Source organism: Marinomonas hwangdonensis (assembly GCF_003721245.1).
Lineage (GTDB): Bacteria > Pseudomonadota > Gammaproteobacteria > Pseudomonadales > Marinomonadaceae > Marinomonas > Marinomonas hwangdonensis.
The window spans coordinates 334,650-350,180 of sequence record NZ_RIZG01000003.1; the positions used below are offsets into that span (position 1 = coordinate 334,650).

Genomic DNA, 15,531 nt, shown 5'->3' on the forward strand with positions numbered 1-15,531 from the left:
ATGACGCATTCAACTTCAAATAATGGATTAGTGATGATGAGCGAATCGGATATGGACACAATAAAGCACGATGTGATTGTTATTGGTGCCGGAATCATCGGCATTAGCATTGCGTTAAAACTGCAAGCTGAAGGTCGACAAGTGTTGGTATTGGATCGAAAAGGTGTGGCAGCCGAAACCTCATCTGGCAATGCAGGTGTGTTTGCCTTTGCGGATGTGATTCCTCTCGCCACTCCTGGCATTATGCGAAAAGCACCAAAATGGTTGATCGATCCTCTCGGCCCTTTGTCTATCCGACCGGCTTATGCCTTAAAAATCCTCCCTTGGATGTTGCGCTTCTGGCGCGCCAGCTGGAAAGACAAATACCAAACCGCCTTGGCGGCACAAGCCAGTTTGATGGATTTATCTAAAGCCGCTCTTGAACGCCAAATCGATGCCGTAAACGGTGAAGCCATGATTCGTCGAGAAGGGCAGTTACAGCTTTACGAAGGACAAGCCGAATTTAACGAAAGCCTTGCTGGCTGGCAAACTCGTCAAGCGCATGGCGTTGTCTATGAGTTCTTACTCACGCCAGAGGCAATAGCTGACATTCAGCCCGGCATTGACCCTAGGTTTACCCATGCCGCTTATACGCCAGAATGGAAAAACGTTTGTGATCCTGCCCAATGGACTCAGCACTTGGCCAACGAGTTTGAAAAACGTGGCGGTAAAATTGCCATCGCGTCGATTCATTCTATTGATTTGAAAGACGACTCTGTCAACTTAAAAAGTGACTCAGCCGATTATGAAGCCAATCAAGTGGTCCTTTGTGCTGGTGCTTGGTCAAAAACCTTAGCACAGTCTATTGGAGACAGTTTGCCATTGGATACAGAGCGAGGGTACAACACGACCTTACCTGCCAGAGCATTTGATTTAAAAACCCACCTAACTTTTAGCAATCACGGCTTTGTGGTGACAAAAATAGGCGAAGGTGTACGAATCGGTGGGGCGGTTGAGTTGGGTGGATTGACGTTGAAGCCACATTATCAACGAGCAGACGTTTTGCTCAACAAAGCGGCAGAGTTCTTACCAGGCTTGAACATCGAAGGCGGTAGACAGTGGATGGGATTTCGTCCTTCCATGCCCGACAGCTTGCCTGTGATTAGCTACGCGAGCCAATCTAAGCGTGTTGTATATGCTTTTGGACATGGGCATTTGGGGTTAACTCAGTCCGCAGGCACAGCCGAACTGGTTGCAGAGTTGATTAATGAACAACCGTCGAGTATTCCTATGAATGCTTATTGCGCACAGCGTTTTCACACTCTACACAACAAGCATTCACAGTGACGCATTAAGAGATCAAATCCGTTGGCAACAGGGTATTGGGAATATCTTGGTAACACACTGGACGCAAAAAACGACGAATGGCCATGGTGCCGACGGAGGTCGCACCAAAATTTGTCGATGCAGGATAGGGGCCGCCATGAACCATGCTGTCACAGACTTCAACACCGGTAGGGAAGGCGTTGGCCAGTATTCGTCCTGCTTTACGTTCTAGTATCGGCATAAAAGTGCGTGCCGCTTCAATATCTTCATCATCTAGATGCAGAGTACAGGTTAACTGGCCTTTTAAGTGATTCGCCATTTTTCGCATGTCATCCAAATTTTCCGCAAAGACAACAATCCCTAATGGCCCAAACACTTCTTCAGACAGCGCTTCATTAGCTAACCATTCTGCTGTCGTCGTCGTATACAAATATGGCGTGGCACTGCGTGATTCAGAGTGGGTTGCTAGCACTTCTTGAACACCTGTTAATCCTGCGATGCGCTTTTGCCCTTCTCGATACGCATCCGCAATACCTTCTGTGAGCATAGTTTGAGGAAGCACCGCCGATAATGCTTCTTTTGTTTTGGACACAAAAGCGTCTGCGTCGGGTCCCGCTAGCAATATAGCCACGCTAGGATTGGTACAGAATTGACCGGCTCCCATCGTTAATGAACTAGCCCAGCCTGCCGCCAAGGCTTCTCCACGATTTGACACCGCACTGGGAAAAAGAAACATTGGATTTACTGAGCCAAGCTCACCGAAAAAGGGAATGGGGTCTGGGCGCGCGGCACATAAATCAAATAGCGCACGTCCACCCATTAACGAACCAGTAAAGCCAACCGCTTTAATCAAAGGGTGCTCCACTAAAGCCGTTCCCACATCACGATTACCGCCTTGAATAAGACTAAATACGCCTGCTGGAATACCACACTTTTGGATCGCTGCGTGAACCGCTTCAGCAATAATCTCACCCGTCCCAGGGTGCGCACTATGACCTTTAACAACCACAGGACAACCCGCTGCCAATGCAGAAGCGGTATCGCCACCAGCAGTCGAAAAAGCGAGAGGGAAGTTGGATGCACCAAATACTGCAACAGGTCCTATTGGTCTTTGCAACAACCGCAACTCAGCACGAGGTAAAGGCTGACGATCAGGTAAGGCTTTATCGTGTCGACGATCTAAATAATCACCCTCAAGAATATGCTGCGCAAATAGTCGCAGTTGACCGCAGGTTCGCCCACGCTCACCCTGCAAGCGTGCTTCGGGTAAACCAGTTTCAGCACGACCAATCGCGGTAATCTCATCGCCACGTAAGTCAATTTCATCGGCAATAGTGTGTAAAAACGCCGCTCGTTTTTCACGCGACATACTACTGTATTCTTCGAAAGCATTTTCAGCCGCTATTACGGCCAAATGTACTTGAGCCGTACTACCTTTTGAGAAAAAAAAAGCATCACCGTGCGCTGGAGATGACTGAAACTGCTGTTCTGAGCTTACCCATTGACCAGCAATTAAATGTTTTCCATGGGGAGTAAACGTCATAGTACCCTCATTGTTATGACAAATTTTGTTATGACCAATTGTATTTTGTATCCAATTTTACAAGATAGCACAAGTGTTTACTATTTTGCCGCTGATAGCAAGATCGCTTGAAACTACATAGACAAAAGCGCTTTAAAAATTACGATAAAGGAAAGAGGGAAATAAAGGGTTACCCTGCACGCGTTAGCTTAACCAGCTCTATGACTTGGGTTTTAGTGTTGACTAGATGATCGCTAAGTTGCTTTATCGCTCCTGACACATCACGCTTACGCGCAAGCTCAAGTAGCAAGTGATGATCGTGGCTGGCATTTTCACGTTTATTTAATCTATCAATGTGCATACTGACATAGCGATTTGCTTGCATGGTCACACGCTTCAGTAACTCTTGCGTCAGAAGACGACCCGCCGCCTCATATAATTTGCCATGATAAGACGCATTCAGAGGCCCCCAATCAGCAATATTGCCGGCTTGATAAGAGTCGTCCATGGCTTCTAATATCGTCTGACATTCCGCAAACTCTTTCTTTGTCATGTTAGGAATCGCACGCTGAAAAAGATCCACTTCTAACATGATGCGAATGTCGAAAATTTCTGCGATTTCATCAAGGGAATGCTGAGTAACCGTCGCGCCTCGATTGTTTTGAAAAATAACGAGACCCTCCGCATCAAGGCGTTTTAATGCTTCTCGCACAGGCATACGTGACACATCATATTCTTCCGCCAAAAGCTCTTGACGAATCAAGGTACCTTCCTTCAAATCACCGCATAAAATACGCTGACGTAAATCTGCGACAATCACATCAGATAAGCTTTGACGAACAACGGCTCTTTTTGGTGCCAATTTCATACCCTCTAAATTGTCTCAATACACTATTTTTGATAACCAGACAGCCATTCAAATTACGGCTCTATTATACTCAAAAATCGCTTGATGACGACGTAAGCTGTTTTTTTCAGTTCAACCCTATCAATAAGGTTATGCTCAAGGCGTGCCACACGCCTTTTTATAAACACTAGGCGACATCAAAACAGTACCTTATCAAGAAAGTATGTTGCCTATAATGTTTGAGTAATATCAAACATTGAATTGATAGCTTCTCATTTTTCAAACCTTAGCCATTGCCTACTATCGAATGATATTCAAAGTGCGGTGCTATGTGGCTTACTTTCTATCCATTTTCCGCAGCCTAGTCTGGAGTGTTTTATGACAGCAATACTATCTCAGCCTTCTTTACTGAAACGTCACTCATACATTGGTGGCGAGTGGGTCGCGGCCAAATCTGGTAAGACGTTCGCGATAACCAACCCAGCCAATGGTGAACACATTATTGATGTGGCCGATTTGGGCGCAGAAGAGACAACGCTAGCCGTTGAGGCGGCTGAAAAAGCTCAGAAAGAATGGCAAGGCCGCACAGCGAAAGAACGCGCGACTTTATTGCGCCGTTGGAACCAGCTTATTCTAGACAACCAAGACGACCTAGCGACATTGATGACCTTGGAGCAAGGCAAACCGTTTGCCGAGGCAAAAGGCGAAGTGGCTTATGGCGCGTCTTTTATTGATTGGTTTGCCGACGAAGCGCGTCGCTTAAATGGCGATGTGATTCCAACCTTTGCCAAAGACAAGCGTGTATTGACCATCAAACAGCCTATTGGTGTCGTGGCGGCTATTACGCCTTGGAACTTCCCAATTGCCATGATCACACGTAAAGCCGGCCCTGCACTGGCTGCAGGTTGTGCGATTGTCATTAAGCCTTCTGACGAAACCCCTTTGTGTGCGTTGGCTCTGGCTGAACTAGCCCATCAAGCAGGCATTCCAGCAGGCGTATTGAACGTGGTTGTAGGTAAAGACGCGAAAGCCATTGGTGGCATATTAACTGGCCATCCAACCGTACGTAAATTGTCTTTCACCGGTTCTACACCAGTCGGCAAATTGTTACTGTCTCAGTGCGCGCAAACCGTTAAACGCACCTCGATGGAACTGGGCGGCAACGCACCTTTCATTGTGTTTGATGATGCTGACCTAGATGCCGCAGTAGAAGGCGCGATTGCGTCTAAATACCGTAATGCAGGCCAAACTTGTGTTTGTGCAAACCGAATTTTAGTGCAAGAAGGTGTGTACGATGCGTTCGCAGAGAAGCTTGCTAAGCGTGTTGCTACTTTCAAAACAGGCGATGGTTTTGCTGAAGGCGTCAATATTGGTCCGCTAATCAATCCAGCGGCGATTAGCAAAGTGGAACAACTGGTTGGCGATGCTATGGCAAAGGGTGCGAAAGCGTTAATTGGTGGTTCAAAAGCCACGGCTGCTGGCGCGCAGTTCTTCGAGCCAACCATTTTGACTGGCGTTACCGAAGACATGGACATTTTCTCTAACGAGATCTTTGGCCCAGTTGCTCCGCTATTCAAATTTAAAACCGAAGACGAAGCCGTTGCCATGGCAAACAATACCCCATTTGGCTTGGCGTCTTACTTCTACTCCCAAAATATTGCGCGTATCTGGCGTGTTTCTGAAGCTTTGGAATACGGCATGGTGGGCATCAACGAAGGCATTATTTCCAGTGAAGTTGCGCCATTTGGTGGTGTGAAAGAATCGGGTAGTGGCCGCGAAGGTTCTCAGTACGGCATCGACGAATACATAGAAATCAAATACTTGTGCATGGGCGGCTTGGCGTAAGGTTCTATCTTACTCAACCTCTCTTATCTAAATTAACAAGCGGTGCTGGCACCGCTTCATGTACATAGAGCTTGCTCTAAAGGTGAAAGACAAAATGAAAAACGCTGATCTACAAAAACGCAAAGAAAGTGCCATCGCTCGTGGCCAAGCTAATATGGCGCCAGTGTATGTTGACCGTGCTCTAAACGCAGAAATTTGGGACGTTGAAGGCAAACGATATATCGACTTCGGTGCGGGTATCGCCGTGGTAAACACAGGCCATAACCATCCGAAAGTGAAAGCAGCGACCATCGCTCAAATCGAACGTTTTACTCACACCTGCGTCATGGTCAGCCCATACGAATCCGCGGTGGCCTTAGCCGAAAAGTTAAACGCGGCAGCGCCAGGCAACACTCCGAAGAAATCTATCTTCGTCACCACAGGTGCAGAAGCGGTAGAAAATTGCGTCAAGATCGCGCGTGCACACACTGGCCGTCCTGGCATCATTGCTTTCAACGGTGGCTATCATGGTCGTACCAACATGACCATGGGCTTAACCGGTAAAGTAAACCCTTACAAAATTGGTTTCGGTCCTTTCCCAAGCGACATTTTCCATGTTCCTTACCCAAATGACTATTTAGGAATTACCGAAGAGCAAGCACTTGCTGACCTGCAATTGCGCTTCACTTGTGATATCGAGCCTTCTCGCGTTGCGGCTATCATTATCGAGCCAGTACAAGGTGAGGGTGGTTTCTACAAGGCCTCTACCAGCTTCCTACAGAAACTTCGTAAGCTATGTGACGACCATGGCATGTTGCTGATTCTTGACGAGATACAATCAGGTTTTGCGCGTACTGGCACCATGTTCTGCCACGAACAAGCGGGCATTGAAGCGGATCTAATGACCACGGCAAAAGGCATCGCAGGCGGTGTACCGTTAGCCGCTGTGGTGGGTAAAGCTGACATCATGGACGCGCCAATTCCTGGTGGATTAGGTGGCACTTACGGTGGCTCGCCTATTGGTTGTGCAGCTGGTCTTGCTGTATTTGAAGTCATTGAAGAAGAAAAATTGTGCGAGCGTGCCACGCAGATCGGTACACGCTTTGTTGAGCATCTGACGGCATTACAAGCGGAATTTCCAAACATTATCGGTGATGTGCGTAACTCTGGCGCCATGATAGCGGTGGAATTCGTTCACGATGGCGACGTCAACAAACCTTATCCAGAACTGGCGAAAAAACTGTCAGGCAAAGCCTCTGAACATGGTCTAGTGCTATTGTCTTGTGGTATTCGCGGTAACGTTATTCGTTTCCTACCCGCTTTGACCATCGAAATGGACATCATTGACGAAGGTATGGAAATCTTCAAACGCTGCTTTAAAGAGCTTGTATAAGCCACTTGATTTAAAAAGTATCGACTTCCGTTTGCAAGAATGATTCTTGCGCCAAGCCACTGTGGTGACACAGTGGCTTTTTTTGTTTTCTAACATCTTATTTTTATTGTAGTTATTCACTTATTAAGTACTAACGCCTCCAGATACCCTCTTTTTATTCGATTTTCTTTGTTTAATTTTTAAGTCTTTCTTGACGTCCTTAATTTCAAAATGTATTTTGTATCCAATATCCCGAAAAACAAAAATAAACTCTCTAAACAAAGGAATATTCAAAATGAAGAAAATAATAACGGCGCTTTTGTCTATCGCAGCCCTGAATTCCGTCACGGTCACAGCAGATACGCTAGATGATGTGGCAGACAGAGGAACGCTACGCTGCGGCGTGGTACTTGATTTCCCGCCGATTGGCTATCGTGATGCGAATAACGAACCTGCAGGATTCGACGTGGATTACTGTCACGATCTTGCTAAGTCGCTGGAGGTAGATGTGAAAATAATGCCTCTCACATGGTCTGAACGTTTACCGGTTATCGCGACAGGTCGCGCTGATGTTGTGTTTGGTGGCACCTCTGACAGCTTGGCACGCGCACGAACAGTCGGATTTAGTATTCCTTATGCCATTTATTACTCTCAGGGTGTGGTGAATTCAAAAAGTAACATCACATCAATTGACGACATTCGCGGTAAACGTGTTGCCGCCGCGCTAGGTACTCTGCCAGAGCAGGAGTGGTTAAAAATCGCAGCGAAATGGGGAGAAGAAAACTTGTATCAGAGCTACCAATCTGAAAACGAGGTTTTTCTTGCTGTCGCGCAAGGCAAGGCTGACATTGGCCTGACAACGAACACCGCCATTAAACCCATCACTCAGCAGTACGCTAATTTAGAAGCAGGTCCACGTATGCCTTGGGTGGCGGATTACACTTCCATTGTTGGCAAACGCCAGGATGTCACTTGGTTGAATTACTTAAACCTGTTTGTAACTCATCAAGTTCGTTCAGGTCGCTATCAAGAGCTTTGGGACAAATATGTCGGAAGTGACGCACCTGATCTGCGTATCCCTGGTGTCATGTATTAATAAATAGAGGATGACTCATCGCTTTCCCTCTTGTGATTAGAGGGGAAGCCTCAGGAGATAACAAAATGTTTGATTATAATTTCCATTGGCGGCCTGTTTTAAAAAGCTTTCCCGACCTTATCCAAGCGGGTTTCGTCACCCTTGAAATAGCCTCGTTGGCGATGTTATTGGGTATAGTTATCGGACTTTGCTTGGCGTTAATGCGCATCAATATGAAAGGCCCACTAAAGTGGTTTGCCGTAACGTGGATCGAAATCGCACGTAACACACCCGCTCTGTTCCAGCTGTTCTTTTTTGGCTTTGGTTTAGGTGCTTTTGGCATCAACTTATCGCCTTTTACTATTATTTTAACAGGCCTCAGTTTTAACTGCGCAGGCTACCTTGCTGAGAATTTTCGCGGCGGCTTCCAAGCCATTCCCGTGATGCAAATCAACTCGGCTCGCTGCTTAGGCATGAACAGTTGGCAAGCTTACACTCGTATTGTCATTCCTCAGGTTTTACGGATTGTCTATTACCCCATCACCAATCAAATGGTCTGGGCGGTACTAATGTCTTCTCTAGGCATGCTAGTTGGCTTTAAAGAACTCAGTGGGGAAACTCAGTTCTTTGCCAGTAAAACCTTCCGAGTATTCGAGTATTTTGCAGTCGCGGCTGTTATTTACTATGTCATTGTCAAAATAGTACTAGGGGCCTCTCGCTTGTTAGCGATGCGTCTATTTCGATATTAACGAGGCTTTATATTATGCAAGAACCTGTAAGCTTCTTTACTGGTTTTAATCCAAATGACCTTTGGTTTCTAGGAGAGGCGGCACTTAAAACGCTCTGGATTTCCATACTGTCGATTACCATCGGCAGTGTGATGGGCTGTGTTTTCGGTTGGGTACTCCATGAAAGTAAATCGGTGGCCGGTATCATCCTTGCCCCTATTTTAGATGTTTTTCGCTCTGTCCCTCTGCTTATTCAGTTGGTGCTTTTTTATAATTTCGCCCCTATGGTTGGTTTGGACCTTAACCCGTTTCTTTCTGGTGTTGTCATTCTGACTTTCTATACCGCGTCATTAGTTACCAACGTAGCAAGAGGCGGAATCGAGTCCGTTGAGACGTCCATGCGTCGAGCCTCTCGCTCTCTTGGTCTCACTTACTGGCAAGATTTGTTTCATGTTGTTCTGCCCATTGGCGGTCGTACTGTATTTCCTGCTTGGATCGGTGTTGTGCTTGGGGTGATGAAAGACAGCGCGTTGGTCTCTGTTTTGGGCTATGTGGAGTTACTTAAAGCCAGTCAAATTCTTATTACTAGAACACAAGAACCCTTGCTCATACTGTCTATCGCTGGCGCTTTTTACTTTGCGCTCTCTTATCCAATTTCACTTTATGCTTCTAAATTCGAAAAAAGGTGGGCGAAATGATTCAAATACGTGATCTGCATAAACACTTCGGCGACCTTCATGTTCTTAAAGGCATTAACCTCGATGTCAGTAAGGGAGAAGTATTGTCCATCATTGGCTCTTCAGGCTCGGGGAAATCCACCTTGCTGTACTGCATTAATGGTCTTGAGGCCATTCAGCAAGGTACGGTTCATATCAATGGCACCGATGTACACGCTAAGAATACTGACATTAACAAATTGCGCCAAAAGCTGGGGATGGTATTCCAACAATGGAACAGTTTTCCTCACTTAACCACCTTAGAGAATGTGGCATTGGCTCCTCGTATTGTAAAAGGAAAGTCTAAGGAGGAAGCTCTAGAGCTTGCCGCTAAACAATTAAAACACGTTGGACTGGGCGACAAGTTAAAAAATTACCCAGTTTCATTGTCTGGTGGTCAACAACAACGCTTAGCCATAGCACGCGCACTCGCCATGGAGCCAGAATACATGTTATTTGATGAAGCGACGTCGGCACTGGACCCTGAAAAAGTAGGCGAAGTTCTCGACACCATGCGTCTTCTTGCTGAAGAAGGGATGACGATGATTTGTGTTACCCATGAAATGGGCTTTGCACGTGAAGTATCCGATAGAGTGGCTTATTTCCATGAGGGAATCATGGAAGAAATTGGCCCACCACAACAAATTTTTGAAGACGCTCAGTCAGAACACACGCGTAAATTTCTTATGAATGTCCGCTAGCCTATGGCGGTTTAAGACAACGTATATTATTAGTTTAAACACGCAATACTAAACACACATTTATTAATGAAAATAAAAAGGTAACAGGATGAACAAAGATATTTTTTACGGCGTAATACCGGCTTTAATGACACCATGCAAAGCAGACCGTACACCGGATTACGACGCCTTAGTGAAAAAAGGTAAACAGATGATAGAAGCAGGGATGTCTGCTGTTGTGTATTGTGGATCCATGGGTGATTGGCCGTTGTTGACGGATGAAGAGCGTATGGAAGGCGTAGATCGCCTTGTTAAAGCGGGCGTTCCCGTCATGGTTGGTACTGGAGCGATCAATACGAAATCGGCTGTCGCTCTCGCGGCCCATGCCGAAAAGGTCGGTGCCGCTGGCCTCATGGTCATTCCGCGTGTTTTGTCCCGTGGCTCGGTGATTTCTGCGCAAATTAATCATTTCAAAGCCATTCTTGCGGCGGCACCGTCTATTCCAGCCATCATCTACAACAGCCCTGTATACGGTTTTGAAACACGAGCCGATGTTTTCTTTGCACTTCGTAAAGAACACAAAAACCTGATTGGCTTCAAAGAGTTTGGCAGTAAAGAAGCCATGCGCTATGCCGCTGAAAACATTACGTCTAACGATGAAGAAGTGTTGTTGATGGTTGGCGTAGATACTCGAGTGTTTCATGGATTCGTAAACTGTGGCGCCACAGGATCCATTACCGGTATCGGTACTGCATTACCAAAAGAAGTCTTGTTGCTTACTCATCTTTCAAAAATGGCCGCGGCTGGACATGCAGAAGCTCGTATACGAGCTCAAGAATTAGAAGAAGCCATGTCCGTTCTTGCCAGTTTTGACGAAGGTCCAGAGCTTGTATTGTTCTTTAAATACCTATTGGTATTGAATGGTGAAGAAGAGTATCGCTTACACTTTAACGAAACAGATGAACTAAACGGAGAGCAACGCAGATACTGCGAAAAACAATACCAGCTTTTCAAAACGTGGTTTGCTCAGTGGGTAAAACAAGATGGAGTGATTACTGAATGCTTATCGTAGATAGCCATACCGAAGGCGAACCTACCCGAGTCATTCTAGAAGGCGGCCCTGATCTTGGATCAGGGTCTTTATCGGAAAGGGCAGCTCGTCTAGCAACTGAATATAAAGATTTTTATCGTTCTGTGGTGCTTGAACCCTATGGGCAAGAAGCCATGGTTGGCGCTTTATTGACCGAACCAACAAACCCTGAATGCGTCGCTGGTGTTATCTATTTTGATGCGGCGGCGGTCATTGGTATGTGTGGGCACGGCACAATTGGTGTCGCCGCCACACTGGCTCACATTGGTAAAATTGGCATTGGTACTCATAAAATAGAAACACCGGTCGGTATTGTTGAAGTCACACTGAGCGATAAAAATACGATCACCGTAAAAAACATCGACAGTTACCGATTCAAAAAAGCCATCACCTTAGAAGTAGAAGGCATTGGTCAAGTAACTGGTGATATTGCTTACGGCGGTAACTGGTTCTTTATGGTCGATGATAGTCCCACTCCTGTGCTACCAAGCAATATTCGTGGTTTAACGGAAGCAGGGATTGCCATTCGAGAAGCCATTTACGCTCAAGGTATTGAAGGGAGAAATGGCGGTATTATCGATCATATTGTGCTGTATGGCCCTGCACTTACCAAGAAAGGACACACGCGTAATTTCGTACTATGCCCAGACGATGCCTACGATAGATCGCCTTGTGGAACTGGTTGTTCCGCCCGCTTGTCATGCCTTGCGGCCGATAATCGACTTGCCCCTGGTGAGGAAATTTATCAAGAAAGCACCATTGGTAGTGGTTATACGTTGAGTTACGAACTGTCCACCAGCCCAACTGCTCCAAAAGGAAGTATTGTGCCGTCTATTACCGGTCAGGCCTTTATCACTCGTGAAGCAACACTCATCAATAACCCAAACGATCCTCTCAAAAAAGGCATCGTACTAGGGTGCTAAAACGAGCAAGGAGTCACTATGAGCGACAAAATGAAACCGGATGTTATTGTGATTGGTGCTGGCATTATTGGCATCAGTACCGCCCTTAAATTACAGGCGGAAGGCAGACAGGTACTTGTACTAGATCGGAAAGGCGTCGCCGCTGAAACATCAGCAGGTAACGCGGGGGCATTCGCTTTTGCGGACGTTATACCACTTGCCACGCCTGGTATTATGCGCAAAGCCCCAAAGTGGCTCCTTGATCCCCTTGGCCCTTTATCACTTCGCCCAGCTTACGCGTTAAAAATTCTGCCTTGGATGTTCCAGTTCTGGCGGGCCAGTTGGAAAGACAAATACCAAGCTGCTCTCACAGCACAAGCCAGTTTGATGGCGTTATCGAAAGCCGCGCTAGAACGTCAAATTACAGCCGTCAATGGTGAGTCGTTGATTCGAAGAGAAGGGCAGTTACAACTTTATGAAGGCGCCGCCGAATTCAAAGCAAGTCTCGCGGGTTGGCAAACACGCAAAGAACACGGCGTCCTATTCGAGTTTCTAGAAAGCCCCGAAGCCATCGCTAAAATCCAGCCCGGTATTCACCCTCGTTTTACCCATGCGGCTTTTACCCCAGAATGGAAAAACGTCGTCCACCCTGCCCAATGGACACAATTTTTAGCAGACGCTTTCAAAAAATTAGGTGGTCAAATACACATTGCGTCCATCAATGCCATTGATTTAAAAGACAACAGCGTCATCTTAAAAAGCAATGACGAAGATTATGAAGCAAGCTATGTGGTGATCGCGGCAGGCGCATGGTCAAAAACATTAGCGCAATCAATAGGTGACAATTTACCGCTCGACACCGAACGAGGGTACAACACAACGTTGCCAGCAGGCGCGTTTGATCTTAAAACCCACATAACGTTCAGTAACCACGGCTTTGTTGTGTCGAAAGCAGGGCAAGGCATACGAGTCGGTGGCGCCGTAGAACTCGGCGGCCTGTCTCTTAAACCGAATTATAAACGCGCCGATGTTCTGCTCAATAAAGCCGCTCGCTTCTTGCCCGAACTGAAAATTACAGGAGGAGAGCAGTGGATGGGATTTCGTCCATCCATGCCAGACAGCTTGCCAGTGATTGATTACGCTACTCAGTCTAAACGTGTCATTTACGCCTTTGGGCACGGCCATTTAGGCCTCACTCAATCCGCCGGTACGGCCGAGTTAGTCAGCGATCTTCTGGCTGAAAGGCAAATCAGTATTTCAATGCGGCCTTATTCTGCAACACGTTTCCAATAATCCATCAGACATTAGAGGGCATCCAAGACTATGCGCAGTCGTAAAACGATCCATGTTATTTCCGCTCATGCCGAAGGAGAAGTCGGTGATGTGATTGTTGGTGGCGTGACGCCGCCGCCCGGAAACACCTTGTGGGAACAACGTTCATTCATCGAAAAAGATAAAACCTTACGTAATTTCATGTTGAACGAGCCTCGCGGCGGCGTATTTCGCCATGTGAATTTATTGGTGCCACCTAAGCACCCTGACGCTGACGCCGCGTTCATTATCATGGAGCCAGAAGACACGCCTCCTATGTCTGGTTCTAACTCTATTTGTGTGTCCACGGTTCTTTTAGACAGTGGAATCTTGCCGATGCAAGAACCCTACACTGACATCGTTTTAGAAGCCCCCGGCGGGCTCGTATATGTTCGCGCGGAATGCCGTGACGGCAAAGCTCAGCGCATTTATGTGCAAAACGTTCCAAGCTTTGTCGATAAGATCAATGTACCTTTAGAAGTCGAAGGGCTAGGTACAATTATGGTTGATACGGCTTATGGCGGTGACAGTTTTGTCATCGTAGACGCAAAATCGTTAGGTTTTGATATTGTTGAAAGTGAAGCCAAAGCCATTGCTCAGCTGGGCGTGAAAATCACCAATGCTGCGAATGAGGAGTTAGGCTTTACCCACCCAACGAATCCAAATTGGAAACACATTTCTTTTTGTGCTTTTTGTGGTCCAATCGAAACAACAGACAAGGGGTTTAGTAGTAAATCAGCGGTCGCGATCCAACCCGGCAAAGTCGACCGTTCCCCTACCGGTACGGCGGTTTCCGCTAGAATGGCGCTAATGCACGCCAAAGGCTTGATGACAGTCGGGCAAGAACTCATGGCAACGTCCATCATCGGTTCGCAATTTAATGGCAAGATTATTGAAACCACTCAGGTTAATGGTCACCCTGCCGTGATTCCACAAATCAGTGGGCGAGGGTGGATTACAGGCACACATCAGCATATGTTAGACCCAGACGATCCGTGGCCTGAAGGTTATAAGCTAAGTGATACTTGGGGAGCCTAGCCTCTTAGTAAGAATAATAAAACATAATGGAGAAAGTATGAGCGATAACGTTACACTAAGTTTGGCTGAAATGCGTGAGCTAAGCGAAACGATACTCATGGGCAATGGTTTTAACGAAGACCACGCCCGTTCCATCACCGATATCATGTACGCCTGTCAGCAAGATGATTGCCACTCTCACGGCCTTCATCGCCTACTTATGTGTGTTGAAAGTATCAAATCTGGACGCATCGATGGCACCGCAGTACCTACCATCACAGACGCAGGCCCTTCGGTGGTTCGAGCCAACGCCAACAAGGGAATGTCTTTACTTGCCTTACAGGCCGCACTGCCACAATTAATAGAAAAGGCAAAGAAAAACGGCATTGCCGCGCTGGCAATTAATAACTGCTATCACTTTTCTGCGCTTTGGCCTGAAGTCGAAAAATTGTCTGAAGCCGGACTGGCCGCCATTGCCATGGTTCCCAGTCATGCATGGGTCGCCCCTGCAGGCGGTACTCGCGGTACGTTAGGCACCAACCCTTTAGCGTTCAGCTGGCCGCGCAGAGGCAAACACCCCTTTACCTTTGATTTTGCCACTAGCCAATTTGCCAGAGGTGAAGTTGAACTGTATCGCAGAGCGGGAAAGGCGCTACCAGAAGGCGTTGCTATCGATAAAGATGGAAAACCAACCACAGACCCAGAAGCCGCGATGAATGGCGCCATGCTGACGTTTGGTGGTTATAAAGGCTCTGCTTTGTCGATCATGATTGAATTACTTGCAGGGCCGCTTATCGACGACCTTACCAGTAAAGAAAGTATGGACTTTGCCGAAGGCAAACCCGAAGCGCCTTATCATGGTGAAATACTGATTGCGATCGATCCGAATTTATTGAGCGGTGGTAAAGCCGTTGCCAATGATGAGCGAGCAGAGCGATTGTTTGCAGACATTATTGATCAAGGTGCACGTTTACCCTCTCAGCGACGTTATGTGGCTCGCGAGAAAAACATGAAGCGTGATGCGATAGAAATTCCTCGAACATTGTACGAAGAGCTCCTCACATTGCGTCAATCCTAATTGCGTACATTCTAATGGTTCAGGTAAAAAGAAGCCGCTCTCTTGGCGCGGCTTCTTTTTATCT

The 15,531-nt window shown here is 46.8% G+C and carries 14 protein-coding genes; 12 read left to right on the top strand and 2 right to left on the bottom strand.

Annotated elements, in window-relative coordinates; translation table 11 throughout:
* On the top strand, positions 1–1,326 hold the full coding sequence (locus EBI00_RS07070) for an NAD(P)/FAD-dependent oxidoreductase (RefSeq protein ID WP_241556975.1): 1,326 nt from the start codon (positions 1–3) through the stop codon (positions 1,324–1,326).
* Positions 1,327–1,330: 4 nt separating this feature from the next.
* Here the strand turns inward: EBI00_RS07070 and EBI00_RS07075 are convergent, their stop codons facing one another.
* Together EBI00_RS07075 and EBI00_RS07080 are read right to left on the bottom strand one after the other, a co-directional pair.
* On the bottom strand, positions 1,331–2,848 hold the full coding sequence (locus EBI00_RS07075; RefSeq protein WP_123095218.1) for an aldehyde dehydrogenase (NADP(+)): 1,518 nt from the start codon (positions 2,846–2,848) through the stop codon (positions 1,331–1,333).
* Between the two features lie 169 nt (positions 2,849–3,017).
* On the bottom strand, positions 3,018–3,695 hold the full coding sequence (locus tag EBI00_RS07080; protein WP_241556976.1) for a GntR family transcriptional regulator: 678 nt from the start codon (positions 3,693–3,695) through the stop codon (positions 3,018–3,020).
* A gap of 357 nt (positions 3,696–4,052) precedes the next feature.
* Between EBI00_RS07080 and EBI00_RS07085 the strand changes: the two genes are divergently transcribed.
* The 11 genes from EBI00_RS07085 to EBI00_RS07135 all read left to right on the top strand — a co-directional run bounded on the left by EBI00_RS07085 (position 4,053) and on the right by EBI00_RS07135 (position 15,467).
* Entirely contained in the window at positions 4,053–5,519 is a 1,467-nt protein-coding gene (locus EBI00_RS07085) for an NAD-dependent succinate-semialdehyde dehydrogenase (RefSeq protein ID WP_123095219.1), read from the top strand.
* Positions 5,520–5,613: 94 nt separating this feature from the next.
* Positions 5,614–6,891 (top strand): 4-aminobutyrate--2-oxoglutarate transaminase, encoded by a 1,278-nt coding sequence (gene gabT / locus EBI00_RS07090; RefSeq protein ID WP_123095220.1) that lies wholly within the window; start codon positions 5,614–5,616, stop codon positions 6,889–6,891.
* A 274-nt stretch (positions 6,892–7,165) separates the two neighbouring features.
* Entirely contained in the window at positions 7,166–7,966 is an 801-nt protein-coding gene (locus tag EBI00_RS07095; protein ID WP_123095221.1) for a transporter substrate-binding domain-containing protein, read from the top strand.
* A gap of 65 nt (positions 7,967–8,031) precedes the next feature.
* Positions 8,032–8,694: an amino acid ABC transporter permease gene (locus EBI00_RS07100; protein WP_123095222.1), complete on the top strand. Its 663-nt coding sequence runs from the start codon at positions 8,032–8,034 to the stop codon at positions 8,692–8,694.
* Between the two features lie 14 nt (positions 8,695–8,708).
* The gene (locus EBI00_RS07105) at positions 8,709–9,371 is read left to right on the top strand and encodes an amino acid ABC transporter permease (protein ID WP_123095223.1); all 663 of its coding nucleotides are present in this window, start codon (positions 8,709–8,711) and stop codon (positions 9,369–9,371) included.
* Positions 9,368–10,090: an amino acid ABC transporter ATP-binding protein gene (locus tag EBI00_RS07110; protein WP_112135363.1), complete on the top strand. Its 723-nt coding sequence runs from the start codon at positions 9,368–9,370 to the stop codon at positions 10,088–10,090. The genes EBI00_RS07105 and EBI00_RS07110 overlap by 4 nt, the downstream gene beginning before the upstream one ends.
* Positions 10,091–10,178: 88 nt before the next feature.
* Entirely contained in the window at positions 10,179–11,141 is a 963-nt protein-coding gene (locus EBI00_RS07115) for a dihydrodipicolinate synthase family protein (protein WP_123095224.1), read from the top strand.
* Complete coding sequence (locus tag EBI00_RS07120) at positions 11,129–12,082, top strand: 4-hydroxyproline epimerase (RefSeq protein ID WP_123095225.1); 954 nt, start codon at positions 11,129–11,131, stop codon at positions 12,080–12,082. Before EBI00_RS07115 ends, EBI00_RS07120 begins: the two co-directional genes overlap by 13 nt.
* An 18-nt stretch (positions 12,083–12,100) precedes the next feature.
* Positions 12,101–13,354 carry an NAD(P)/FAD-dependent oxidoreductase gene (locus EBI00_RS07125; RefSeq protein ID WP_206612559.1) on the top strand — a complete coding sequence of 418 codons (1,254 nt, stop codon included), beginning with the start codon at positions 12,101–12,103 and terminating at the stop codon, positions 13,352–13,354.
* Positions 13,355–13,384: 30 nt separating this feature from the next.
* Positions 13,385–14,410, top strand: a complete 1,026-nt coding sequence (locus EBI00_RS07130; protein WP_123095226.1) for a trans-3-hydroxy-L-proline dehydratase — start codon at positions 13,385–13,387, stop codon at positions 14,408–14,410.
* A 37-nt stretch (positions 14,411–14,447) separates the two neighbouring features.
* Complete coding sequence (locus EBI00_RS07135) at positions 14,448–15,467, top strand: Ldh family oxidoreductase (RefSeq protein ID WP_123095227.1); 1,020 nt, start codon at positions 14,448–14,450, stop codon at positions 15,465–15,467.
* The last annotated feature ends 64 nt before the right edge of the window (positions 15,468–15,531 follow it).